General features: G+C 54.0%; 20 protein-coding genes. 14 read left to right on the forward strand and 6 right to left on the reverse strand.

Annotation, left to right across the window (positions count from 1 at the left end; all coding sequences use genetic code 11):
* Window positions 1-11: 11 nt before the first annotated feature.
* Complete coding sequence (locus VFA09_15560) at window positions 12-3269, reverse strand: AAA family ATPase (GenBank protein ID HZU68694.1); 3258 nt, start codon at window positions 3267-3269, stop codon at window positions 12-14.
* A gap of 441 nt (window positions 3270-3710) precedes the next feature.
* Here VFA09_15560 and VFA09_15565 point away from each other — a divergent pair, with 441 nt between their 5' ends.
* From VFA09_15565 to VFA09_15605, 9 genes are all read left to right on the forward strand, one after another.
* Complete coding sequence (locus VFA09_15565) at window positions 3711-4955, forward strand: NAD(P)/FAD-dependent oxidoreductase (GenBank protein HZU68695.1); 1245 nt, start codon at window positions 3711-3713, stop codon at window positions 4953-4955.
* 65 nt (window positions 4956-5020) lie between these two features.
* Complete coding sequence (locus tag VFA09_15570; GenBank protein HZU68696.1) at window positions 5021-5341, forward strand: mycoredoxin; 321 nt, start codon at window positions 5021-5023, stop codon at window positions 5339-5341.
* Window positions 5342-5454: 113 nt separating this feature from the next.
* Window positions 5455-5958 (forward strand): DinB family protein, encoded by a 504-nt coding sequence (locus tag VFA09_15575; protein ID HZU68697.1) that lies wholly within the window; start codon window positions 5455-5457, stop codon window positions 5956-5958.
* A gap of 60 nt (window positions 5959-6018) precedes the next feature.
* Window positions 6019-7512, forward strand: a complete 1494-nt coding sequence (locus tag VFA09_15580; GenBank protein HZU68698.1) for a pyridoxal-dependent decarboxylase — start codon at window positions 6019-6021, stop codon at window positions 7510-7512.
* Window positions 7509-8306 carry a class I SAM-dependent methyltransferase gene (locus tag VFA09_15585; GenBank protein HZU68699.1) on the forward strand — a complete coding sequence of 266 codons (798 nt, stop codon included), beginning with the start codon at window positions 7509-7511 and terminating at the stop codon, window positions 8304-8306. The genes VFA09_15580 and VFA09_15585 overlap by 4 nt, the downstream gene beginning before the upstream one ends.
* A 15-nt stretch (window positions 8307-8321) precedes the next feature.
* Window positions 8322-9503 (forward strand): cysteine desulfurase family protein, encoded by a 1182-nt coding sequence (locus VFA09_15590; protein ID HZU68700.1) that lies wholly within the window; start codon window positions 8322-8324, stop codon window positions 9501-9503.
* Between the two features lie 102 nt (window positions 9504-9605).
* On the forward strand, window positions 9606-10802 hold the full coding sequence (locus tag VFA09_15595; protein ID HZU68701.1) for an aminotransferase class V-fold PLP-dependent enzyme: 1197 nt from the start codon (window positions 9606-9608) through the stop codon (window positions 10800-10802).
* A 41-nt stretch (window positions 10803-10843) separates the two neighbouring features.
* Window positions 10844-11230 carry a zinc ribbon domain-containing protein gene (locus VFA09_15600; protein ID HZU68702.1) on the forward strand — a complete coding sequence of 129 codons (387 nt, stop codon included), beginning with the start codon at window positions 10844-10846 and terminating at the stop codon, window positions 11228-11230.
* 22 nt (window positions 11231-11252) lie between these two features.
* On the forward strand, window positions 11253-12551 hold the full coding sequence (locus tag VFA09_15605) for a hypothetical protein (protein HZU68703.1): 1299 nt from the start codon (window positions 11253-11255) through the stop codon (window positions 12549-12551).
* Here VFA09_15605 and VFA09_15610 read toward each other — a convergent pair.
* Entirely contained in the window at window positions 12548-13453 is a 906-nt protein-coding gene (locus tag VFA09_15610; GenBank protein HZU68704.1) for an MBL fold metallo-hydrolase, read from the reverse strand. The genes VFA09_15605 and VFA09_15610 overlap by 4 nt on opposite strands.
* Window positions 13454-13476: 23 nt before the next feature.
* Entirely contained in the window at window positions 13477-13932 is a 456-nt protein-coding gene (locus VFA09_15615; GenBank protein ID HZU68705.1) for a hypothetical protein, read from the reverse strand.
* Window positions 13933-14149: 217 nt separating this feature from the next.
* On the opposite strand from VFA09_15615, the gene VFA09_15620 reads away from it, so the two are divergent.
* The 5 genes from VFA09_15620 to VFA09_15640 all read left to right on the forward strand — a co-directional run bounded on the left by VFA09_15620 (window position 14150) and on the right by VFA09_15640 (window position 21162).
* Window positions 14150-14575: a response regulator gene (locus VFA09_15620; protein ID HZU68706.1), complete on the forward strand. Its 426-nt coding sequence runs from the start codon at window positions 14150-14152 to the stop codon at window positions 14573-14575.
* A gap of 230 nt (window positions 14576-14805) precedes the next feature.
* A complete protein-coding gene (locus tag VFA09_15625) occupies window positions 14806-17199 on the forward strand; it encodes a serine/threonine-protein kinase (protein HZU68707.1) in 2394 nt (797 codons plus the stop codon).
* Between the two features lie 16 nt (window positions 17200-17215).
* A complete protein-coding gene (locus tag VFA09_15630; protein HZU68708.1) occupies window positions 17216-19534 on the forward strand; it encodes a serine/threonine-protein kinase in 2319 nt (772 codons plus the stop codon).
* Window positions 19535-19725: 191 nt separating this feature from the next.
* Window positions 19726-20700, forward strand: coding sequence for a trypsin-like peptidase domain-containing protein (locus VFA09_15635; protein ID HZU68709.1), 975 nt, complete (start codon window positions 19726-19728; stop codon window positions 20698-20700).
* Between the two features lie 153 nt (window positions 20701-20853).
* Window positions 20854-21162, forward strand: coding sequence for a hypothetical protein (locus VFA09_15640; protein HZU68710.1), 309 nt, complete (start codon window positions 20854-20856; stop codon window positions 21160-21162).
* Between the two features lie 139 nt (window positions 21163-21301).
* Here the strand turns inward: VFA09_15640 and VFA09_15645 are convergent, their stop codons facing one another.
* Genes VFA09_15645 through VFA09_15655 form a run of 3 tightly spaced genes read right to left on the reverse strand, consistent with a single transcriptional unit; the run spans window position 21302 to window position 24167 of the window.
* On the reverse strand, window positions 21302-21763 hold the full coding sequence (locus VFA09_15645; GenBank protein HZU68711.1) for a TIGR03618 family F420-dependent PPOX class oxidoreductase: 462 nt from the start codon (window positions 21761-21763) through the stop codon (window positions 21302-21304).
* A 17-nt stretch (window positions 21764-21780) separates the two neighbouring features.
* Complete coding sequence (locus VFA09_15650) at window positions 21781-23208, reverse strand: CoA-binding protein (protein ID HZU68712.1); 1428 nt, start codon at window positions 23206-23208, stop codon at window positions 21781-21783.
* Complete coding sequence (locus VFA09_15655; protein HZU68713.1) at window positions 23205-24167, reverse strand: PAC2 family protein; 963 nt, start codon at window positions 24165-24167, stop codon at window positions 23205-23207. Before VFA09_15655 ends, VFA09_15650 begins: the two co-directional genes overlap by 4 nt.
* Window positions 24168-24232 lie beyond the last annotated feature (65 nt).

Genomic DNA, 24232 nt, shown 5'->3' on the forward strand with positions numbered 1-24232 from the left:
AATCAGGAAGGTCATAAATACCCCATCTGCTCAGCAAGAGGCGCTGCCTGTTGGAGTATCTCTTGTGCCTCTGCCTCCTGCCCGGCATCCCATGCTTTCAAGGCTGATTCGAGGAGCGTTCTCAACTCTTCGGAAGGTGGTTGCTGCGTGGAATCGAGGAGCATCCGCACGTAATCTATCGCTTCTGTAAAATTTCCCCTGGTAGTTGCCACACCAGCAAGGGGCCAGATAGCTACCCATTGAAACGAATTGGTCGGCTGGCGGCCTTGCCTGTTCTCCAATGACGTCTTTCCGCAGGCCTCGGCGCCTGTCAGATTGCCGTCACGCCAGGCTAACCAGGCTTGATGGCCCTGAATAATCGCGCTATTCCGCGCCTCCGGCATAGCCAGTGAGCGTGCGACCACTTGCCGCACCTCTTCGACTTTTCCTCGTCGTCGTAGGATGATGGCCAGAAAGGTCAGGCACCGTACCAGCAGGGGAGTGCTTCCAATCTCTTCGGCTAGCTTCATTGCCATGCGCATCTGTTCTTCGGCCTCTTCGAGTTGTTCAGAGAATAGCAGGCCGTTTGCGAGCACAAAGTGGCCGAATCCTATCAAATCCTTATTGCCTGTTTCTAGAACGGTCGCCAACCCTTGACGGCGATACGCGAGCGATTGTTCTGATCCCATGTAGCGATTGCGCCTGCTATCGCGTGCTATCACTGCCTGAAAGAAACGCCCGCGCTGCTCTGCTGTACCATGTTTTTCCACAATGTCCTGGGCTTTTTCGATGATAGCCGTCATTTCATCCACGGAACCACGCAGTGGAAGAAGCTGGTCGATCTGAAGATCAATCCACTCGTTCAACCACTCACTGCTGGATTTATCTTCTGCCTGATCTAAGACTCGCTCTGCTTCTTGAAATATTTGACGTGCATTGTCATTGAACGTATCCAGAGGGTTGTCGGAAGCAAGTTTCCAGGCGACTGCTATCCTGCGTAAGAGGCGGGCTTGCCAGATGTACTCATGCGCCGGTATCCAGTTCATGGCATGTGCATAGGCCTGCCTTGCCTCCTCCTGCCGTCCCGTTATCGCGAAGATTTCCCCCATGGACTTATATATCCAGGCTGCCGTTTCCCAGTACTTCTTCCTCCAGGAATTTCCTATTGTACCTGCTTCAAGTAGGGCAGTGGCTCGTTCAAATGCTGCTAGAGCTTCGGCATTCGCATAAATGCCCATACTATACTCACCGGCACGTCGATAATAAGGAATGGCTCGTTCTGGAAGCCCTGCCTGTTCATAGTGAAATGCAACCTGGCCGCTGACGCCATCCACTTCTTCTTCGAATACTGCTTCAAGCGCTTCCGCGACGCGGCGATGCAGGAGACGCCTGTGGGCCGGACTTAATGCATCATAAGCCTGCTTGCGCAGCTTATCGTGACTAAAGTCATAGGCCTGGTCCATGCTACCACCCTGTTCGCGCACGATATGCCGCTGCCATAATTCATCCAGTCCGTGTACCACCGCGTCCTCGCTCTCCCCGCTCGCTTTTACGAGAACATCGAATGTAAAGGCGCGCCCGATAACGGCTGCGACATTTGCTATTTCACGGGCAAGTGGGGAAAGTTGCGCGAGTCGAGCTGCCAGCACACTCTGGACGGTGGGTGGAAGCGTTGAAGCTGCCTGTGAAAGAAGTGCGAGTGAACTTCTGGCGCTAGATTGTTCTTTTTCATTTTGTTCCAATGTCCCTGCTCGCGCCATTTCCACCACGAACAAGGGATTGCCTTCCGTCTCAGCGTAGAGTTGATTGATCATAGCGGGTTCAAGTGGGTGACCCAGGACATGTTCAGCTAGGGAGGTCGTCTCGGTAGTATCAAGTGGCCCGAGTGCGATTTCTGTGACCATGCCGTCTCGCTGCAATGTTCCCAGAAATGCTTCCAGGGGATGGCCGGGCATGATTTCCTCGGCGCGTACCGTGCTCATGAGGAGCAATCGCGCACTCTTGTCGAAGCGCAACAGATAATGGAGCCATTCCAGAGTCTCGTTGTCGCACCATTGCAAGTCATCAAGCAGGAGCAACAAGGGCTGGCGGGCATTCAATACAGCGCGAGCAAGCGCTTCAAAGAAATGCCGGCGTTGCCATCCCTCGGTCATAGCAGCGGGACGAGCGAGTTTAGGCCGTGTAGCAAGTATCTCTGGTACCAGCCGTGCAATCTCAGTGAGCCAGGCAGGGTCAAGGGCTGGTAGACCGGATTGGATCTCATTCGTTTGCAGCCACGTGGTGACAGGGGCGTAAGCCAGTTGTCCAATTGCTGGGTAGCAGCGAGCGCTTGCCGCCGTCATGCCCTGCCGGCTGACCCATGCCACCATCTCCTCGGCCAGTCGTGTCTTGCCGATGCCCGCCTCCCCTGAGAGAATCACAACATGCGGATGTCCACGTGCGGCCTTGCGCCAGACCTCCTGAATCTGGCGCCACTCCGACTTCCGGCCAAGTAATGGTGCCTCCGTTCCTCTTGAAGCGAGCGAGCCTGTAGGCACTCTAAGAGAGTTCTCCGATTCCAGTAGCGACTCATAGAGCGCGCGCGTTACCTGGCCCGGCTCGGTTCCGAGTTCGCGTTCCAGTACCTGGGCGCAGGTATGGTAGACACGCAGCGCGGCGGCGCGATCACCACGCAGAGCATGAAGGCGCATAAGCTGCCGGTAGGTCGCCTCATGCAAAGAGTCCAGCCGCAGCAGTTGCTGAGCGACCTGGATCGCCGCATCATAATCGCGTTCCTCCTCAAGAAGAGCTAGCAGGCGTTCTGCTGCTGAAAAAAACAATTGGCGGAGACGATCACGTTCGGGCAAAATCCACTCGTCGTAGCAGCTAGGCAATAGATCGCCGCGGTAAAGGCTAACGGCGTGTTCTAGCGCGTGCCGCATCAAGGTCATATCTTTGCGCTGTTCTGCCTGCGCAAGTTGTTGTTCAAAATCCTGCACATCCAGCGTCCAGTTTGCCCCTTCTGCTGGCCGCCAGTAGAGGCTTTGCCTATCTGCGTCTAGAAAAGAATCGATATCGGGCAGAGCCTGGCGCAACTGATGCAACAACTTGCGCAGGCTGGAGTGCGCTCGTTCCTCAGTCGAATCCGGCCACATAAGAAAGGCCAGGTGCGACCGGTCCTGGGGTGCGTTACGATGCAGCACCAGGTAGGCGAGTAATGATTGCAATTTGGGGCTATTGATGGTCAGCACGGGCGTGTCTTCCGAGAGCAGCAGGAAGTCACCCAGCAGGTGGATATGAAGAGTAGGCATCACCGTAAGCTTCAAATCCTTTCTCAAGCCCAATAGTCGGCGTATTTGGGTTACTTGATAAGCTAGCGCCAGTATATCACATTTTCTTGATGTTAGTTAACCCTGCATGTTATGCCGGAATCGTATGTTCCTTGCCATCATATGACCAAACATCGGATTCACTCCCGGCGCATCTTCTGAATCTTCAGGTATTACCGCTGTGTTTGCAGTAAGCATCTGCTCGCGCAGCTTTCCAACCTGCTCGGCCATATTTATGTACGAGAAGGAGGAAGAAAAGTTGTAAGGCAGGGTTTTTAGGGTGAGGTGTCATTGGTAGACAATAACGATTGAGGTAGGCTATACTATTCCAGCAATGATTTCCAGCGTGAAAAAAACTGACCATCCGGCAGACTGATATTTGTTGGATGAATCTGTGGATGTTTTTTATAAAGAAGGATATACATGCCAGTTGATTGCGATGTTTTGATTGTTGGCGGTGGTCCGGCAGGACTGGCGGCTGCTGAGACTGCCGCTAAGCAGGGTGCGCGAACGATCGTATTGGAACGCCAGAACGAAATCGGTTATCCCGTCCATACGAGTGGAGGGAGCTGGGTGAGCGATATGAAGGCGCTCGGCATCCCGGAACACCTCTATCATCCAGTAACGAATGTTACTTTTGTCTCCCCGCGTCGTGAAGTGAAGTTGCACTATGATCCCGCGGTTGCCTGCGTTCTGGATGTGCGGGGCGTCTACCAGCACCTCGCGGGCCGTGCTGTTGCTGCCGGAGCTACGTTGCGAGTCCGGCACACCGTCGAGCAGACGATTCTGGAAAATGGCAGTGTCGCGGGGGTGACGGCGAAGAACCACGTGGGTGAACGAATCACCATGCGAGCGCCAGTCACTATTGATGCTAGTGGCTTCTCGCGGCATATAGGCGTGCGAACCGAGATGGGTAAGGCATTTCATCGTTATGGTTATGGTGCCGAATATGATCTCTACGCGCCGAACTATCCGCAAGATGAATTATATTTGATTATGGGCAGTCAGTTCGCACCGCGTGGTTACGCCTGGGCTTTCCCTCGTGGCAACGGGCGCGTCCGATTAGGAGTGGGCGTGCTGCACCCTGATTGTGAAGAGGATGCGCGTGGCTACCTGGATAGCATCATGCGCGATTTACCGCAGCTGGTCGATAAATTTCGCGATGCCAGCCCGATTGAGTATCATACGGGGTTGTTCCCATCGGAGGGGCCGCTCGAACGATTCTCGCGCGATGGCTTGCTGCTGGCCGGTGATGCCGCCGGGCATGGTTCTACACTCGTAGGCGAGGGCATTCGTTTTGCGATTTATTCGGGGCAGATGGCGGGGGCCGTGGCCGCCGAAGCGATAAGGGCAAACGATACCTCGGCTGCTTTTCTGGAACGCTTCGATAAGCAGTGGCGAGCGCGCTTTGGCCGCGATATGGATATTGCCTACATGATTAATAAGCGCATCGCCAATTATAGTGATGATCAATGGGATGGCGCGCTCGACCTGATGCGCCGGCTCACCCCATCGCAGATGGCGCAGGCCTTACGTGGTGATTTTAGCGCCGGCCTGGTAATGGGGGTACTCGCGCGCAACCCTGGTCTTGTCGCCACGGGTAGCAAAAAGTTCCTTGATTTGATGCTTGAGCGCATCAACAAGCCTGCCGGGAATATCTCCCGCTAATAGCTTGTTTGAATAAGTAGATGGACAACCATATCTCAAGCAATGCTCACTTCAAGGAGTTATTTGTGCAGAACGCGACAACAAACCCGTCAACCAACGAAAACACCGAAAAGAAGATCAAGGTGTATGCCACCACGTGGTGTGGAGATTGCCGGATGGCAAAGCGCTGGTTCGACTCTCATGGTATTGCCTATGAATATATCAATATCGAAGAGGACGCCGGAGCCGCCGAATATGTCCGGCGTGTGAACGGCGGCTATCAAAGCGTGCCGACGATTATCTTTCCCGATGGCTCTATCCTGGTGGAACCCTCTCCTCGCCAGCTTGCCGCAAAGTTTCAGGATGATGATCCGGAGAGCAAAAGGAAAGATATGATCTTCTTTTAGCATGTAAAAGCGAACCGATAAAGAGGCTGACTGCAATGGTCAGCCTCTTTTCATATTTTTGTGCTAAACTGTGGGAAATTGGCACACACGGTCTCGAATGAAAGGAAAGCAGCATGGAAACTTCTCTCACCAAAGCTCAACTCCTCGCCGAATTGCGCAATGAACAGGCGGCCTGGGAAGCCTTGCTCGCCGAGATTGGGGAAGCTCATATGACGCAGCCAGAGGTCGCCGGTGGCTGGTCGATCAAGGATATCGTGGCTCACTTAACGGGCTGGCGCCGCCGCTCGGTTCGGCGCTTCCAGGCGCTTCTGAATCATGCGCCAGACTTTTCACCGCCCTGGCCGCCGGAACTGCGGGAAGACGATGAAATCAATGCCTGGATTTACGAGTCCAATCGCAACCGCCCCCTGGCAGATGTTCTCAGCGATTCGCGGGAAGTCTTCCAGCAACTGATAGATACCCTTGATGCCTTTCCTGAGGGTGAACTGCAGGACCTGCGGCGCAGGCTGGGGCTGGAAGAAGAGCAGCTCCGTGGCAGCATGCTCTTCGCTCATTTCCACCAGGAACACGAGCCAGATATGCGCGCCTGGCTGGAGAAGGTGAAAAAAGAACAGTAACTTATCAGCAAGCGATATACTTTAATCCAGGTTAAAAATCGCTAGAAGGAAGATAGCTTTATGGAAGAACGCGCTTATCTTGACCTGGCCCAGCAGGCTTCGAACACGGGGGATATGGACCCGGAATCATTTCGTGCATATGGACATCAGATAGTCGATTGGATCGCGGATTACCTGGCGCATGTGGGAGAGTATCCCGTCCTGGCGGAGACCGCGCCGGGTGATATTCGTCATGCGCTGCCCGGTCAGCCGCCGAAGGAACCGGAGGCGATGGAGACCATCCTGGCAGATTTTGAAAGGGTGTTGATGCCCGGCATTACACACTGGAATTCGCCCGGTTTCCTGGCTTATTTCGGCGTCACCGGCTCAGGCCCCGGTATTCTTGGCGAAATGCTTGCCGCTGCCTTGAATGTCAATGCTATGCTCTGGCGCACCTCGCCGGCGGCGACGGAATTGGAGCAGGTCACGCTCGATTGGCTGAGACAAATGCTCGGCCTGCCCAATCCCCTCTTTGGTGTGATTAACGATACGGCCTCCTCCGGCGTGCTCTATGCGCTGGCCGCGGCACGTGAAGCTATCCCCGGTCTGCATATACGCCAGCAGGGGATGTCGGGCCGGCCTGATGTGCCGCGCCTGCGTTATTATGCCTCGCAGGAGGCCCATTCATCGGTTGAGAAAGCCGGAATTGTGCTGGGCATTGGACAGGCCGGTTTGCGCAAAATCGGTGTTGATAGCGAGTTTCGTATGGATGTTGCGCAATTAGAACAGGCCATCCAGGAGGATATTGCCGAGGGTTGGCTACCGTTTGCGGTTGTTGCCACGGTCGGCACTACCTCTACCACGAGCGTTGACCCCGTACCGCAGATTGCGAACATTTGCGAACGGTACGGTTTGTGGCTGCACGTCGACGGCGCGTATGGTGGTTCTGCCGCCATTGATCCGTCGATGCGCTGGGTACTGGCCGGCTGCGAGCGCGCCGATACAATTATCGTCAATCCCCACAAGTGGCTCTTCACGCCGATTGATTGCAGCGTTTTCTTCACACGCAAGCCGGACGTGGTGAAAGCAGCGTTCAGCCTGGTTCCCGAGTATTTACGCAACAGCGAGAGCGCTGGCGACGAAGTGCCCAATCTCATGGATTATGGAACGTCGCTTGGTCGGCGCTTCCGCTCGCTGAAACTCTGGATGATTATGCGCTACTTTGGCCAGGAGGGGCTGGCGGCGCGCATTTCCGAGCATAACCGCCTGGGTCAACTTGTCGCCGGGTGGATCGACGAGTCGCAGGATTTTGAGCGTATGGCCCCCACACCTTTCAGCACCGTCTGTTTTCGCGCCCATCCACGGGGCATGGATGATGAAGAGCAGCTAGATGTCCTGAATGAGCGCATCATGAACCGTATTAACACTGCCGGTCACTTCTTTCTGTCGCACACGAAGTTGCATGGTAAATTTACCATCCGTATCGCCATAGGCAATATGCGTACCACGGAGCAGCATATCCTGCAATTATGGGGAGAATTGCAGGAGGCGCTTACACAGGAGATGGCGAAATGATCCCGAAGCCGCGCCATCTTGAGCCAGAGTACGGCGCTCAATTTCAGGACCGCAGCATTGTAGATGCCTACCAGTATCGCCCGCCCTACCCTACCGAAACATTCAAAATATTGGCGGGTCTGATGAGCGGCGAGTCGCGTGTGGTACTCGATGTTGGATGCGGGCGAGGAGATATCGCGCGCGAACTGGTACATTTTGTAGAACGGGTCGATGCAGTGGATTTCTCCGCCAATATGATCGAAACGGGAAAGAAGCTTCCGGGCGGTGATAATCCAAAGCTCAACTGGATTTGTGGGCCGGTTGAAGAGGTGCCGCTGGCGCCACCTTATGCACTGGTAACTGCCGGCGCCAGCCTGCACTGGATGGATTGGTATGTGGTGATGCCGCGCTTTCGCGAGATGCTTTTGCCGGACGCATTTGTGGCAATAGTGGGAACGAAAGCATCATCCGAATGGTGGGATGGTAAGATTGGGCCCATCATAAGCCGTTACTCGACGAATCGCCACTTTCAGCCTTATGACTTGATAGAGGAACTGGAAAAACGCGGCCTCTTTCAGAAAGCTGGTGAGAAAGAGACGGCTCCGGTGCTATTCGTCCAGTCCGTAGACGATTATATTGAGTCGTACCATTCCAGGAACGGCCTGTCGCGAGAACGCATGGGCGAGGAGAATGCCGCTGCTTTTGATAGGGAGGTCAGAGAAGTGGTGACTCCCATGGCGAAGGATGGCATGCTGGAATTTCAAATTTCCGGGCACGTGATATGGGGACTTCCCCAGCAGTTTGTAGGAAAGTAGAAAAGAGCTATCGCTATGAAGATGCATCCAGGCCTGCAAGACGGGCCTATCTATCTCGACTACAATGCCACCACGCCCGTTGATCCGGCGGTTGTTGAGGCCATGCTGCCCTACCTGGCCATCCATTTTGGCAATCCATCAAGCACACATGCATATGGGCACGCGACACGTGAGGCCGTGGATGCCGCGAGAAAGCAGGTTGCCAGCCTGTTGAACTGCTCGCCCGCGGAGATCGCCTTCACGGGCGGAGGTTCTGAAAGCGATAATCTTGCCATTCGTGGCGCAGCGCTGGCGCGGCGGCATTTCGGTAACCATATTATCACGCAAGCGACAGAGCACCCGGCGGTAATCAATACCTGCCATGCCCTGGAGCGGCTGCATGGTTTTCGTGTCACGTATCTGCCAGTGGACAAGTACGGGCAGGTCGATCCGGCGCAGGTTGAAGCCACAATCGATGACAGGACGGTGCTGGTTACCATTATGCATGCTAACAATGAAACCGGCACATTGCAGCCCATCAAACAGATTGCGGAGATCGCCCACCGTCATAGAGCACTCATGCATAGCGATGCCTCTCAGTCGGTTGGCAAGATTCCCACGCTCGTTGATGAGCTGGGTGTTGATTTGCTGACCGTTGCCGGCCACAAAGTTTACGCGCCCAAGGGAATCGGTGCGCTTTACATCCGGCAAGGACTCCATCTGGAACCCGCCATCTATGGCGGAGGGCAGGAGAGTGGACGCAGGGCGGGAACTGAGAACGTCGCCTATATCGTGGCGCTGGGTACAGCATGCATGATTGCGCAAGAACAACTCGCCGAGAGCCGGGACCGTATGCGGAGGCTGCGCGACCGCTTGCAGCAGCGACTGGAACAATATGTTCCAACGCGTGTATTCCTGAATGGTCACGTGACCGAGCGCCTGCCCAATACGCTCAATGTGAGCATAGAGGGTGTAGTGGGTGAAGAGGTTCTGGCCGCTACGCCTGAAATCGCCAGTTCGACGGGTTCGGCCTGTCACGAGGGCAGTACTGATCCATCTCCCGTACTGGTGGCAATGGGAATGTCACGCGCGAGAGCGCTTGGCGCCTTGCGCCTGACGTTGGGGCGCTGGACAACGGAAGATGATGTTGAGAGGGCCGCGAGTTTGCTGGCGAGAACTATAGATTCTCTCTCCAGTAAGGGGTACAATAGAGAGTAATCTGCCTACTCCGTGTAGGCAGTGCAGGCGAACCGGTTCAAGTGTTGTTGAACCTGCCATGCGAAAGGTTCCTCATAGAAGTTGCAAAGGAGCACATCTACGATGACAATAAGCGAATCTAGTAAGTATTTCCCCGCCCCAGGTGCCATTGAACATCCAGAACTGCTGAAGTATCGCTCAGAATTTCCCATTTTGCAGCGCAAAACATATTTGAATAGTTGTTCGTTGGGCGCTCTTTCGGATCGCTCCATGCAAGGACTGGCACAGTTTCAGGAAATGTGGAACGAATGGGGCGCACACGCGTGGTACGAAATCTGGATGGGAGAAATTGCCAAAGTTCGGGAAAAATTTGCCTCGATTATTGGCGCGCAGGTGAATGAAGTCGCGATTGCTCCCAGCGTCTCCTCTGCCATCAGTTCAATTGCTACCGCCCTGGATTATAGTAAGCGCAACCAGGTGGTGCTGGCCGATATGGACTTTCCCACGCTGGCCTATCAATGGCTCGTAAAAGAACGCCTGGGGGTAGAATGTCGCTTTGTTGAAAGTCCTGACCGTATTTATACGCCGCCCGAGTTGTTTGAAAAGGAGGTAAACAGCAAGACGGCGCTGGTCGCTACCTCGCGCGTCTTCTTTACCAGCGGCTATATTCAGGATGTGAAAGCGGTTGCCGATATTGCCCATAAAAATGGCGCGTATATCCTGATTGATGATTACCAGGGAACCGGTCAGATTCCTATTGATGTTCATGCCCTGGATATTGACTTCCTGGTAACGGGCACGCTCAAATGGCTGATGGGCGGCCCAGGGTTAGCGCTCGTCTATATTCGCGAGGGGTTGATACCCCAGTTGCAGCCAACCATCACAGGCTGGTTTGGACATAGAGAGCAGTTCAAGTTCAAAACGCGCGAATTCGAGTTTCGTGACGATGCGGCGCGAGTTGAGATGGGTACTCCTGCCGTCCCGACCATTTACACGGCCAATGGAGGTCTCGATATCGTGAGGGAAATCGGCGTCGAGCATATCTGTGAGAGGACGCGTTACCTCACAAATGACCTGGTTGATCGCGCGCGCGAACGTGGTTGGAATGTGCGCGCGCCCCAGCAGCCGGAACGCCGCAGTTCGATTGTGATGCTCCAGTTCGAGCGCCCTGAAGAGATTGTCGAAGCGCTGCTGGCTCGCGACATTATTACCGATTCCCGTCCAGGGTTGTTGCGAGTCTCGCCATACTTTTATAATACGATTGATGAGAATGCAATTGTAATCGACGCAATTGCAGAGATATTAGAAAAAAGGAAATAGCTACGCTGGAGAATGCCTTGAATCTTAGAGGAGGAAGTGAAGTGCTTTGCCCAAATTGTAATGCAAATAATTCGGCTGACGATCAGTTTTGCCACGAATGTGGAACTGAACTTACCAGGCCATCAACGAGCCTGGTTACCACCCGTTCTAACCTGCCCGCTATTCTGAGCAATCCACAGTTGCCGCGTGTAGCTGCCGGTGTTGGCGCTGTGGCTTTTGGGTTTGGCCTGGAATTAGTGCGCCGCAGTTTGCTGGCGCGTATGACGCGAGGATCGCGTAAGGCTACGAAATTGTTGCCAGCGCTCACCCCTGCTAACCTGCGCGAAATTTTGACGCAGCAGGATAACAGGCCGGTGAAGCTGCCCAGGGGCTATGAGATACATGAGACAGTCGTGTATATGAGCCGGGTAATTCGCCGCGAGGACTGACGTTTGATATGGGGAAGCATCCATGGCCGGTTTTATGAAAAGGGTTCGCAATAGTCGTTTGCTGCTGTTATTGCCGCTGCTTGTCCTGCTTTCGGCATGTGGTACCACTGTGGGCATTTTTGCCGGAGGTACATGGCAGGCAAGCGGGTTGCAGAATCAAAATATCCGTACCCTTACTGTGAATCCCAACAATTTGCAGGATATCTACGCGGGTGATGCGCAAGATGGGGTATTCAGCAGTAGCAATGCCGGCCAGAACTGGGTGCAGAATAATACGGGTCTGCCTGTACCAACCGGCGTTCATGCCCTTGCTTTCGATAATGCCGGGAAAAAGCTCTATGCCGCGACCGATGCTGGACTGTATGTAAGCGTGGGTGGAACTCAGCATTGGAGTAGCATTGCCGGCCCCAGTACCGGCCTGCCAACAGACAGTTTCACGGCCATTGCTTTTGATCCCAATACTGCCAGCGTCATTTATGTAGGAACGGCACATCAAGGTGTGTTCAAAAGTGCAAATAATGGAACGAGCTGGTCGAGTATCAGCGCCGGTCTGCCCACCGGAGACACGATCAATGACCTGGTCTATGACCCAAATACGCATCAGTTATGGGCTGCTACGGATATGGGTGTGTACCGGTCAGGCAATGGAGGATCGGGCTGGCAGCTGTTGAATAATGGCATTCCGGCGAGCGATATCATCAATGCCATACTCCCGGCGGATGTCAGTGGAGGGACTGCCGGGTTGATCTACGCGGGCACAAATCATGGCTTTTACCTCTCAACCGATTCTGGTGCGCGCTGGTCACAGAGCAAGGATTCGCTTGCTGGGATAGGCGTTCATGCAATTCTCACCGATTACTCCCAGGCCACCACCGTCTATATCGCGACGGATATAGGAGTATTGCGAAGTGCGGATAGCGGGCAAACGTGGGGTGGGATCGCATCCGGTATCCCCACAGACCAGGCTGTGTATGGATTGGCGCAAGGGGCAAGCGGTTATAGTCAACTGTATGCTGCATCCAGGGGCATATATATTTATCCGGGGAGCAGTGGCCCTTTCAGCATTGATCGTCTCATCCCCATCCTGGTGATTTTATTGTTCTTCTACCTGCTCTTTATGCTGATCTCACGGGGGCGACGACGCTCACGAAACATGCTCAAGCCGGAACGTATCGTTGAAAGACCCCCTGAACCGCTTGAACAATATAGAGCCGTGCCTGAAGATACGATTCAGTCGAAAAATGGGCACGTGGTTTCGCCAGGCTTAGAGGTCGGTGAGGACGGAAATGAGCATAGGGATGCGGGTGAAATAGACGACTAGCCCATCAACCACTCCGTAATGGCGCGGATGTTGTCCTCGTGAACCTGCTCGTAAAATGTGCGATCTACTGGCGCAGTTACTCCTGCAATTACTTCATCAAATGGATAGTTGATCAATTTGGATGGGTGCGCAAGATCCGCCGCCTCTGGGCGCTGGGTCTGGATCACGGCGTGGCAGCGTTGTTCGATCTCGCGCAGATAGCTCAGGTTGTCTTGCATAAGCTGTGGGTTGGTCGTCTTGCCGTGCGAACAAAGGACAACGTGTGGTTGCAAGGCGATCAGGCTCTCCAATGTGGCGAACATATAGGGCGCACCAGCGGCATTCTCTATCGAAGGAATAGGCATTTCCACGGCATCGAATGCCAGCAGCAAAGACAATTCGGGTACCCACGCAGCAACATGATCGAGGCGATGTCCCGGCGCGGGAAGAAGCTGGATGGTCAGATTACCACCGTGAATTGTGAGACCCTGGATGAACGTGATGGCCGGTGGTACAAGAGCAACACTGGCGAAGATGGGATAGCGCTTCTGGAAGTCGGCCAGTTCGTTTCTGGCCTCTGCCGATTGCAGACGCGCGCGGCAGTGTTCATGAGCAATAATTGGCGCTGCGTGCATGCCCGTGAAATAGCTGTTGCCATAGACATGATCCCAGTCGGCATGACTATTGACGCACAATACCTGGCGTCCTCTCAGTTCTTCCTGGAGCGATTGCATCATCACCGCAACATCGTCGGGGAAGAGCATCGTATCAAGAACAACCACATAGCGGTCGGTGATGATAGCGTAAGCATCGACCTCGAACCCCTCGAACTCTTCGAGCGCGGATAAACTGCGACGAAAAACGCGCACCCTTGCATCAGGACTCATCTCAGGGACAAGGAAAACCCCATCGCCATCAGGCATAGCATTGCTCACTTTCTTGCATGTTAATGGTGCGCGCCGATATAGGCTACCACGAGATAAAGTGCGAAGAGCAAGATGCAGACCAGCAAGAATGTGCCATAGCAGGTAAGAGTCCAGGCCCGTTTTGTGTTGAGTGCCTGGCGCAGTTGCTCGCTCATATCCGGCGGATCAAGCTGTAAATCAGGTATGAGCTCAACCAGGTGCGGTATCATCGCGCGAAAATCTTTAGCGTTGGTCATGCCTTCGACCAGGATGATGGTCGTGTCGTCATCCAGGTCTGCCATCAGCACTAATTTGGCCGGATTGGGGTCGCCAGGCATCAGAATCAGGCGTTTAATAGCAGAAAGTTGTACGTGTATCTCCTGGTCTTCCTCAGGCCCCGTTACAACCAGCTCGTCAAGATAAAGCTGTATCTCTTTTCCTATCCCAAACCGCACGACGCTAACTGGTATTTTTTTTACATTGTTGTCTTCAATCATTCACTATTCCAGCCCATTTTCTAGAAGGATAGTACACCGGTTCGTGCATCTTGATTGTACAGCAGATAGGCTCAGACGTCGAGAGAGTAATTTGCGGAGCTCAAATTCGCTCATCAGTACCCAAAGAGTACCAGTACCGCTTGACAGGTTACCAGTTTAAATTTTACAATTTGGACGTTAAGGTTATCAATCACAAATGAGGAGCAATTAGTCTAGTATGGCCAGGGTCGGTCTGCTGGAAGATAATGACCGGGTAGCGAAGCTCTGTGCGACAATGCTGAACTTTGCCGGTCACCAGGTTACGATTTACGGGCATCCCAGGGAATGCTTACAGGCGTTATTTGCTGGGAGGATGCAGCATAGCGAGAAACAGGCGGCGCAAGAATCGACAAAAGTATCGGTATTGCCGGTTGAAGTGCTGATTCTTGATCTTCACCTGCCCGATATTACCGGTTTAGAGGTCCTTCATCATCTACAATCTCACCCTCAAACTCGTTCTCTTCCGCTCATTTTTTGCACCGCTGCGACCGATAGTGAGGTGGCGAGTGCGCTGAAAATTGCCCCACGCGCCGGCCTGGTTCCCAAGCCTTTTAAATTGCAGACGCTGGTTTCGGCGATTTCTAACGTCTTGCAGACGGCTTAGCAATAGTTTGCCTCAAGCTATTTCTTGCTAACCGTTACGCTCGTATTCTGCTGGCAGTCCCCTGTTGAACCCTCCGGTAGAGGTTGTCAAGCAAGGGAGTAGTGAGCCAAAAAGTACTAGATGAAAAATTATTCATACAAACTTCAGGGCGCAAGTTCGTCTTTCACTGTGGAAAACACAAGAATGACGGGCAAGTCCACAGAAAACGTGGTAATGCAAGGAAGATTAGTATGTCAAAGGATTTCGGCTCTCCACAGAACTCATCTGGCTTAACAGGTTCAAGCCTCTCGTCTGAAACGCAGCAGATCATACTTGGCCGCTACCGTCTCTTGCAGCGCATCGGGCGGGGTGGTATGGGCGAGGTCTGGCTGGCGGAAGATCCACGACTGCACCGCCAGGTTGCCATCAAGACTCTGCCGGTACACAGTCAGAGCGACCAGGAATTTTTACAGCGATTCGAACGCGAAGCGCGTGCGGCTGCTGCACTTAATCATCCCCATATCCTGCCGGTACATGATTTCGGTGAGCAACCGCTAGCGGATGGGCAATCCATTACCTACCTGGTGATGCCGTTTGTGCAGGGCGGTTCGCTTGCTGACCGTATACGATGGCTCATGAATAATCGTGCCAGCATGTCGCAGCAAGAGGCCGTTCAGTTTCTAGCGCAGGCAGCTGACGCCATCGACTATGCCCACGCGCAGGGCGTCATCCATCGTGACATCAAACCTGCCAACATGCTGTTGCGAGCGGATAACTGGCTACTGCTGGCAGACTTCGGTATTGCGCGCATACTGACCGATCAGAATCGCCTGACACAGACGGGCATAGGCGTCGGCACTCCCGAATACATGGCTCCCGAGCAGGCGCAGGGACAGGCAAGTGAGGCCAGCGACAACTATAGCCTGGCTGTAATTGCCTATGAGCTCTTCACCGGACGTGTCCCGTTCCGTGCCGAAACGCCCTATGCCACAACGATTCAACATATCATGATGCCTCCACCACCACCTCGTCAGATCAATCCATATCTCTCGCTCGCCGTCGAGCAAGTGCTGCTGCAAGGGCTGGAAAAGGACCCCACGCGACGACCTCCTTCGGCGCGTGCTTTCGTAGGTATGCTGCAACAGGCTATCTCCAGTTCACCACATGAGGCAACTTATTTCATACAGGCACAGCCTCCCACAAGTGGTACACCATTTAGCAGCACAGTGCCTGCTTTCAATTCAGCCCTGGCCAGTTCGCCAAATGTGTTCACTGGCACGAATAGTGCCACGGTGCCGTCGAGCAGCGCACAGGGGAGCAGCGAGCAGGCACGCATCTCGCGGCGTAAGGTATTGATTGGTGGCGCAGCGGCACTGCTGGCAGTGGCCGGCGTAGGCGTGGGTACGTGGGAGTTTGTCTCACATCACAATTCGACAGGAAGATCGCCTGTTGTGACCGGAGCCACACACCCGAATGCGCGTTCCTCGCCAACGAGGAGCGCGGGAAGCAATGCGAAGAATCCAGATTTCGTCCTGCTCGGCCATAATAAGACCGTCTGTGGGCTGGCCTGGTCGCCGTCGCAACAGGCGACAATGGCCCTGGCCTCGGTTGGTCTTGACGGGCAGGTCATTCGCTGGACTATTCCCACGCTCTCAGGCTCTATGGTCAGTGTGCAGCCCCTTGCTACGCAGTCACCGGGCGCGCTTGATATCCTGCTGACGCTTTGCTGGTCGCCTGATGGCTCGGCTATCGCGGTAGGTAATGTACTCCCTGGCAATGGCAGCGTCGATTTCACGAATACCTATATCTCGGTCTATAAAAGCGACCTGAGCGCGAACGCTTTCGGCCTCGGCACTCCGCTCAAGGTCAGCGGTAGCAACATTATCGCCGGTATGGCCTGGGCGGGTCGCTACCTGGTAACGGGTGTGAATATTACCAGCTCGAATCCCAACAATACCCAGCTCACCTCACAATACGAACTCTTTGACCCTACAATGAGTGCTAGCGCGCTGGGAATATCCACTCTGACAGGTTATATCAACAATCCAATCCTTGATCCCTGTGTTCCGATGGTTGCTTCGCCTTTTGATAGCTCACTGCTGGCTTTCGCCTCAAACGGCGCCGATCCCAACAACGTTACTGAAGCTGTCACGATAGCAAGAATACAAGCCGGTAGGACACCAGGTTTGAAATTTGTGACGAATACATCGGCTCTGACCGGAGTATCCGGTGTCACGTGGTCAAACGATGGAGCTTTTGTCGCGGCATACAGCGATGACCACACGCTCAATGCAAGCTCTATCGCCATCTGGAACGCGAAGGACAACTATAGCCAGGTGGCGCCGCCTCAACTGCCGAATAATGTTAACACTAACCTGCGCGGATTAGCCTGGTCGCCCTCGACCAACCACCTGCTCGCGGCAGGTGATGACCGGGGCAGCATCTACATCTGGAAATTTTATCCGGGCAGCTCCGGCAATGCTTTTCCGCTGGCAACCATTCCTGGTACGCTCAAGGATGCGAAGCAGGGCAGCGCTGAGGTAACTGCCCTGGCATGGTCCAATGATGGGCAATGGCTGGCCGCGGGATACAATGACCTCAATGCGAGCATTTACGTCTGGAATAGCTCGCGCTGGCTAGGATGATGAGAAGAAGATGAGCATGTTTTCTCTAAGAGATTTGCAGGGCCGGTTGATTGGCCGCTACCGGCTCATACGCCTGTTGGGACGAGGTGGTATGGGTGAGGTCTGGCTGGCCGAAGACAGCCAGTTGCGCCGCCAGGTCGCCCTGAAGTTGCTGCCTGTCGATGTGGCAAACGGGCGCGTCTTCCTGGAAGATTTCGAACGCGAAGCGCGTGCTGCTGCCGCGTTGGAACATCCCAACATCCTACAAGTACACGATTTTGGCGAGCAACAGATCGATGCGAATACCATCATTGCCTATCTCGTCATGCCCAACATCGTAGGCGGCTCGCTACGTGATCGTATTCTCTCCGTTAACGGGCCGCTTCCACCCGGTGAGGCGTTGTCATACTTGCGCCAGGCGGCCAGTGCCATCGACTACGCGCACAGTAAGCAGGTCTTGCACCGCGACATCAAACCCGCCAATATGCTGCTGCAACAGAACTGGCTGTTCCTGGCCGATTTTGGCATCGCCAAGCTGCTCTCCAGTCCTACCTTCGCCGGTCGCACGCATAGCGGGGCAGGCACGCCCGAATATATGGCTCCCGAACAGGCGCAGGGACATGCCGTGCCAGCCAGCGATATTTACAGCCTGGCAATGACCGCTTACCTGCTTTTGACGGGCCATTTGCCTTTCCAGGGGGATACACTCACCGTACTGCGCAAGCAGGTCGAGGAGGAGCCACCCCGCCCACGTCAGTTCAATCCTGCTATACCGCTTGTGGTCGAGCAGGCGCTGCTGTGGGGGCTGGCGAAGCGACCAATCGATCGCCCTGCTTCCTGCGTCCAGCTGGTCGATGCACTGGAAGGTAAATGGCAAGGCCCGCATGCCATCACCGATGCCGAAGGAACCATTCTCGCGCCGTGGAGCAAACATTATACCGGTCGGGTCCCACTTACCTATTCCGGCCCAACCAATATGACGAATACAGTAGCTGTTGCTCAGGAAGGTGCTGCCCCGTTTATTGTGCAGACGCAGAAGGCCCCGGCTTCGCCTGTAGTATCTGGTACAGCAACAAGTAAAGCGGGTAAGAAGATATCGCGTCGCTCGCTGCTCATAGGTTCTACAGGCGCGGCGGTTGTAGCAATTGGAGCGGGCAGCGCGCTCTTCTACTACCTGCATTCGCATTCAGGCATCATGACAACGCATACTATTACTTCCGGTAAGCGTACAGTACCCGGGCCTACTCCGACTCCCATTCCTGGGCCGCAGAAGCTCATTCCAGGTATTCCCTTGCTCTCGCTGGTGGCGCACAAGGATGCCGTGGCGCAGGTAGCCTGGGATAAGACGGGACGTTACCTGGCGAGCGGAGGTAGAGACTCATCTATCTTCCTTTGGGATATCGGCACACTGCTTCCTACCGTTACCAGCCAGCGGACGCTTCTCATGCCCACACGCAGCTGGAAGCTGCCAGGCCAGGTGCTTCCCAACGCTCTTTCCTGGTCGAACGATGGGCGTATGATCGCTGCTGTAGTGCTTGATCAAAATGTCTATGTTATCAATACCAACAGCGACGCCGAGCCGCAGATTTATACGGATAGCAGCCAGTCCAACAATATTTTCACCCCCAAATATGATCTGGTCGCATGGTCACCGGTCAGTAATATATTTGCCACGCATGATTTCAACTCACCGGGCATCAAATGCTCGCTCTGGCAAGCTGGTCATCTCAACGGTCCGCAGAGTACGCTGAACTATTTCGACCCAACCGTCAGTAACAATGCTGGCTTCCTCGACGCCTTAAGCTGGTCGGTTGATGGCTCAAAGCTGGCGGGCCATACTGATTACAGCAAGGAGGTTATCTGGAATGTGGCGAGCGGGAACGTCTTGCAGACCTTCACGATGGTCAACCGGCCACAATTTGGTAGCAATGTCATCATCAATAATGAGTGCCAGGCCTGGTCGCCCACTGCTCCCGGTGTACTCGCGACCTCCGATCTTGACCTGATCTATATCTGGGACGTGACGAGTAATAAACAGTTGCTCACGCTGCAAATCAATGAGCCGCTGCTAAAGAACGATATTCATCCACCCTACGTCTGGTCAATGTCGTGGTCGCCGAACGGTCGTTATCTGGCAGTATCCTTGCCGCGTTCGCCGCGTATCTATATCTGGGATATCCAGATGGCGCTGCAAAAGTACACAGCTAAAACCTACATCAACCAGACGCTACTATTCCCACAGCACAACATCAGCAACGGTTCCGCCATCAATCTTGCCTGGTCGCCGGACGGGCGCTACATCGCCGTTGGCTATGATGATACAACGGTGATCGTCTGGAAGGTGGATGGAGCGTAGAGCGCCTTTCCACTCGTATTCACCTGTTCTTGCTAGAAAATTGCTATTTTTTTGAGCATAGTGTGTCGTTTTGTCCATCCACAAAAGTAGCGGTTTTGAGGCGCATGTGATACAATCTCTAGCAATCTCATTGAGTCGTCGCCTCGCACGCACGCCATAGAGAATGGGTTCCACGGGAAAGTACTACGCACATGATGAGTACAAATGAGAAGGATGCAGAGGCTTTAGATGCCTATTCTAACGCGGTAACCTCTGCTGCCGAAAGAGTTGGGCCTGCAGTTGTACGTATTGATATAGAACGCGAGGGCGGACGCTATGGACAGTATTATGCTCCTCGCCCGGAATATGGTGGTGGATTAGGTTCCGGCTTCATTTTCGCCTCGGATGGTCAGATTTTGACCAATGCCCATGTTGTTGCCAATGCGCGGCGTATTCGTGTGACCCTGGCCGATGGACGTACTTTTGATGCTGGACTGGTTGGCAGCGACCCCGAAGTTGATGTAGCAGTGCTGCGTATTGGCGCAGATCACCTGCCGGTCGCTGAACTGGGCCGCACACCTTTAAGAGTAGGTCAACTGGTGATTGCCGTCGGGAATCCCTATGGATTGAACTGGACTGTTACAGCAGGCGTAATAAGCGCGCTGGGTCGCACGCTTGAAGGTGCGGGCGCGCGCGGCAGAATGACCAACCTGATTCAGACAGATACCTCCATCAATCCGGGAAATTCTGGTGGGCCTCTTGTCGATAGCCAGGGGCGTGTGATCGGCATCACGACGGCCATGATGCCGATGGCGCAAGGCCTGGGTTTCTCAATCCCGCTGGATACTGTAAAAGCCGCGATTGCCCGTATTAATCAGCGGCGCGAAGCCAGACCCGGCAGCGTATCTATGGGCGTTGGCGGAATGCGCGTGCAGCTGGATGCCAGGCTGCGGCAAAGCCTCAATCTGACGCAGCAATATGGCATGGAGGTTCTCGAAGTGCGCGGTGATGGCCCCGCCGATCTCGCAGAACTGAAGCGCATGGACATCATTATTGCTGCCGATGGTGAACCTGTCACCGAACCGAAGGATTTACAGCGCATCGTGCGCCACCATCGAGCCGGCGAAAAAGTGATCGTTAGTTTCTTAAGAGGGGGTAAACAGCGTAAAGTTACGGTTGTGTTATAATCCTTTTCCTTTTCAATATCAAGGTGCCTGTGATTCCATCGAAACTCAAAGCATCTTGATTTGATAAATCAAAATGTGCTACGTCTTATACATTGAAAGGGACGTGACACAGGATCGGGTAATTGGTCCCGCCCGTAGAACAAGGAAAAGGCTATGGCACAATTAGTTTTCCTATTCATCTTTGTAGGAGTGCCGGTAGCGCTGATAGTTATAGGCACGAAGTTGAATATGTTCCTCTTTTCCCGGGGAGTGCTGGGGCCAAGTCGATATGCCCGTGTTCATCCCATTGGATCGCTTGCAGCGCGAGCTGAGCGCCCGTCGGCTGAACAGCGGTTTTACAGCAGCCTGGGTAAGGAAGAGGATGAGAGTACCCGTTATGCGCGTCACGGGATAGCGCTCATAGCTGTTGTCGCGGCTGTAGTTGTTCTGGCGGCATTTTCTCTGCTGGCTGCGGTGCATTAGTAGCATCGGATACCAGTGGAAGAGGTAATACAGGATTGTAGCTTTGCAATAAAACCAGAATGCCTGGTCTTTTCTATAGAAGACCAGGCATCTTTCATCAGATGTAATTTACCTGTCGTTGAGACGGCGTATCCAGCTATCAATACACCCCGCCTAATTTCCGGTGATCCCATGAGATGATCTCCACCGGTTCCACAAAGACCAGTACGCGTTTTGGAACCTGGGCTGCAATCATCTGGCGCGTAGCATCATTCAGGGGACCGCCGGTGTAACGTTCGAAAATCTTCTCAGCTATGCGTTGAATAGTTTCGCGGTCATCGTTGAGTATTGCTCGCCCTTTGATCTGAACACCTCGTAGTTCTTCATAGCGTACACCTGTCTCAACCAGGCAGGTAAGCCGCGGATCTCGCCGCAAGTTGAGCGCTTTTTGCGATTTGGCATAGGTCCAGAAAACGAGCTGTCCATCGATCAGCACATACCACATCGCAACGAGGTGCGGCCATCCATCGTGATCAATAGTCGCCACCTCTAAGGTACGTTGCTCTTCAAGGAAAGCAAGTATTTCCTCGTCAGTCATGCGAATCTGGTCTCGACGACTCATGTATTTCCCTCCAAATTTCAAAGCTTTCCGGCCAGAAACATTCCAACTTCGGCTAGCGCCGCCATGGCCCGGCACGTAATCTCGATGGACTCGTAATAGGGCACGTTCTCCTGTCGCAAAATGTGCAGCGCGGGGATATCATGGCGGGCATAAACAGTCTGCAACAAGACCGGTTTTTGGTACTGCCTGACGAGCGTGCCCAGTTCATGCGCCGCGGCTTCCTCGCGCGCGCCAAATTCTTCTGAGAGGAGCTGGCGATATCCGCCAAAGAGACCCGTGACAATCACGCCATCGACCTGCGGGTCTTTCAAGCAGATCTCCGTCAACCAGGCGAATGACATGGGATCTTCATCTGCCGCTCCTGCCACATCGACCGGATTCGTAGATGTGGCTCGATCTGGCATAAGTTTGCGCAATGCTCGCTGCGTTTCTGTTGAGAGTATAGGTACCTGCAGCCCTGCACGTATGGCTGCATCGCCCGTAGCGATGCAACTGCCGCCTCCATCGCCGATAATCGCGATGCGACGTCCTCCGCCAGGTGTAGGTGGTTGCATCGCGAGCGCCTGGGCTACCGGAAAAAGTTCGTCTGAACGCAGGATGCGCACTACGCCGCTACCAAGCAGGCTGGCATCGTTGTCCGGTCGCACCCTGGCTACCGTTCCTGTATGGGCGAGCGAGGCGCGCACACCCACCTCTGTAGCGCCGCTCAGCAGGATGACGACGGGCTTATAGCATCCGCGTTCCCGCATCTCTTGCGTGACCTGGCGCAACGTTTCCTCCGAGACCGCTTCGACGTACCCGGCGATCACGCTGGTTTCTGGATCGTTCGCCAGGTATTGCACGCATTCGGGGAATGTCACGTCTGCGGCGTTGCCAATGCTTAAAAAGGTGGTGAAACCGAGGCCGTCTAAATTGGCCTGGGCGTAAAAGTACATGCCGAGGTTGCCACTCTGCGATACCAATCCTATGGGGCCGGCAGGCAAGGGAAATACCATGCCCAGCGCGTTGAGATGCGAGCGGCGAACATAAATTCCCATGCAGTTGCTGCCGATGATACGAATGCCATGGTCGCGACATCGTGCCACCATCTGCTGTTCCAGGACGCGACCCTCGGTGCCGGTTTCGCTGAATCCTGCTGTAATGAGAACAATACCCTTGACGCCGTGAGCAATGCAGTCATCGATTGCCTGGGCAACATGGTTAAAAGAGGTGGCAATGACTGCCAGATCGACGGGGCCAGGTACATCACGCAGGTTAGCGTAGGTTGCGCGTCCCAGCACCTCGCGAATTGTGGGGTTGATGAGATAAATAGCGCCGGGAAATCCACCGGCAATCAGCTGCCTGGCTGCCACATTCCCCCATTTGTGGGGAGAACGTGAAACGCCAATGATAGCCACGGAACGAGGATGCAGCACTTCCTCGAGCGTATATGTAGTGCCGCTCATGCATCGCCCTCGTCATTTTTTTGCTGGTTATTTTCACGTTCCTTGCGCAGAAGTTCTTCGACGCTGCGAATCAGGGTATCGGCGCTGGGTAATGGGCCTGTGCTTATTGGTTTGTCGGGATTGACAATCAACTCGTCGTCCTCGCTCTCTTCATCCTCATCCTCCTCATCGAGCAGGTCAGAAGCCTGCTCTTCCAATCTGCGCACGTATGCGCTGGCCTCCGGGTCTCGCGCTACCAGCGCTGTTATTTGCTCCTCGAAGCGCACGGCATCGGCCTGTATATCACTCAAGTCAAGGCCGAATGAGAGGAATATGTTCATATACGTAAGTAGCGCGGCGGTTACCTTAATATTCGGAGTTGCGGCAAGATAGTGTGGCGCTGCTGCCCAGAGACTTGAAACGGGGATGCCAGCGTTACGCAAGCTATCGTGAAGCACTCCAACCATGCCGGTTGGGCCGGAATAGCTCGAACTGCGCACATCCAACTCGCGCAATCGCTCTAACAATTCGGGACTGGATGAAAAGCCAGAAATGGGTACATCCATAGAATGTGGAATATCGACCAGAAATGCTCCGAGTAGTAAGGCCTCAGAGACGTTAAAACCCTTGCATACATCCATAAATGTTTTCGTAAATGTTTTCCATTTCAGTTGCGGCTCAGCTCCAAGATAGATAAGGATATCGTGATCCAGGTAGGGGGCTGAGTATGACAAAAACTGATTGCTAGGCCAGATAATCGTATTCTGTATACCCTTGTTAGATTGGACTAAAGGGCGAGTTTCCGTAAAAACGAAGAATTCCTCAGGATCGATTTCCGCAAGCTTCGTTGGTTTCCAACGCTCAATGAGAAACTTTACGGCGGTTGTTGCGGCATCGGCTGCGTCATTCCAGCCCGCAAATGCTGCTATGAGCAGGGGGTTGCGCAGTTCGGGCTGCTTAAAATATTGTACGTAATCCATAATATAACCTCGACATTTACCTGCGGGTGTCAGGTATCCTTTGAGTTTTGTAGCCTCTATTGTAC

Source organism: Ktedonobacteraceae bacterium, assembly GCA_035653615.1.
Taxonomy (GTDB): Bacteria; Chloroflexota; Ktedonobacteria; order Ktedonobacterales; family Ktedonobacteraceae; genus DASRBN01.

What these genes read in the sequence shown, in the direction of transcription:
- VFA09_15560 (HZU68694.1), bottom strand. Translation starts at nt 3,269, where the DNA reads ATGCCTACTCTTCATATCCACCTGCTGGGTGACTTCCTGCTGCTCTCG.
- VFA09_15565 (HZU68695.1), top strand. Translation starts at nt 3,711, where the DNA reads ATGCCAGTTGATTGCGATGTTTTGATTGTTGGCGGTGGTCCGGCAGGA.
- VFA09_15575 (HZU68697.1), top strand. Translation starts at nt 5,455, where the DNA reads ATGGAAACTTCTCTCACCAAAGCTCAACTCCTCGCCGAATTGCGCAAT.
- VFA09_15580 (HZU68698.1), top strand. Translation starts at nt 6,019, where the DNA reads ATGGAAGAACGCGCTTATCTTGACCTGGCCCAGCAGGCTTCGAACACG.
- VFA09_15585 (HZU68699.1), top strand. Translation starts at nt 7,509, where the DNA reads ATGATCCCGAAGCCGCGCCATCTTGAGCCAGAGTACGGCGCTCAATTT.
- VFA09_15590 (HZU68700.1), top strand. Translation starts at nt 8,322, where the DNA reads ATGAAGATGCATCCAGGCCTGCAAGACGGGCCTATCTATCTCGACTAC.
- VFA09_15595 (HZU68701.1), top strand. Translation starts at nt 9,606, where the DNA reads ATGACAATAAGCGAATCTAGTAAGTATTTCCCCGCCCCAGGTGCCATT.
- VFA09_15605 (HZU68703.1), top strand. Translation starts at nt 11,253, where the DNA reads ATGGCCGGTTTTATGAAAAGGGTTCGCAATAGTCGTTTGCTGCTGTTA.
- VFA09_15610 (HZU68704.1), bottom strand. Translation starts at nt 13,453, where the DNA reads ATGCCTGATGGCGATGGGGTTTTCCTTGTCCCTGAGATGAGTCCTGAT.
- VFA09_15615 (HZU68705.1), bottom strand. Translation starts at nt 13,932, where the DNA reads ATGATTGAAGACAACAATGTAAAAAAAATACCAGTTAGCGTCGTGCGG.
- VFA09_15620 (HZU68706.1), top strand. Translation starts at nt 14,150, where the DNA reads ATGGCCAGGGTCGGTCTGCTGGAAGATAATGACCGGGTAGCGAAGCTC.
- VFA09_15625 (HZU68707.1), top strand. Translation starts at nt 14,806, where the DNA reads ATGTCAAAGGATTTCGGCTCTCCACAGAACTCATCTGGCTTAACAGGT.
- VFA09_15630 (HZU68708.1), top strand. Translation starts at nt 17,216, where the DNA reads ATGTTTTCTCTAAGAGATTTGCAGGGCCGGTTGATTGGCCGCTACCGG.
- VFA09_15635 (HZU68709.1), top strand. Translation starts at nt 19,726, where the DNA reads ATGATGAGTACAAATGAGAAGGATGCAGAGGCTTTAGATGCCTATTCT.
- VFA09_15640 (HZU68710.1), top strand. Translation starts at nt 20,854, where the DNA reads ATGGCACAATTAGTTTTCCTATTCATCTTTGTAGGAGTGCCGGTAGCG.
- VFA09_15645 (HZU68711.1), bottom strand. Translation starts at nt 21,763, where the DNA reads ATGAGTCGTCGAGACCAGATTCGCATGACTGACGAGGAAATACTTGCT.
- VFA09_15650 (HZU68712.1), bottom strand. Translation starts at nt 23,208, where the DNA reads ATGAGCGGCACTACATATACGCTCGAGGAAGTGCTGCATCCTCGTTCC.
- VFA09_15655 (HZU68713.1), bottom strand. Translation starts at nt 24,167, where the DNA reads ATGGATTACGTACAATATTTTAAGCAGCCCGAACTGCGCAACCCCCTG.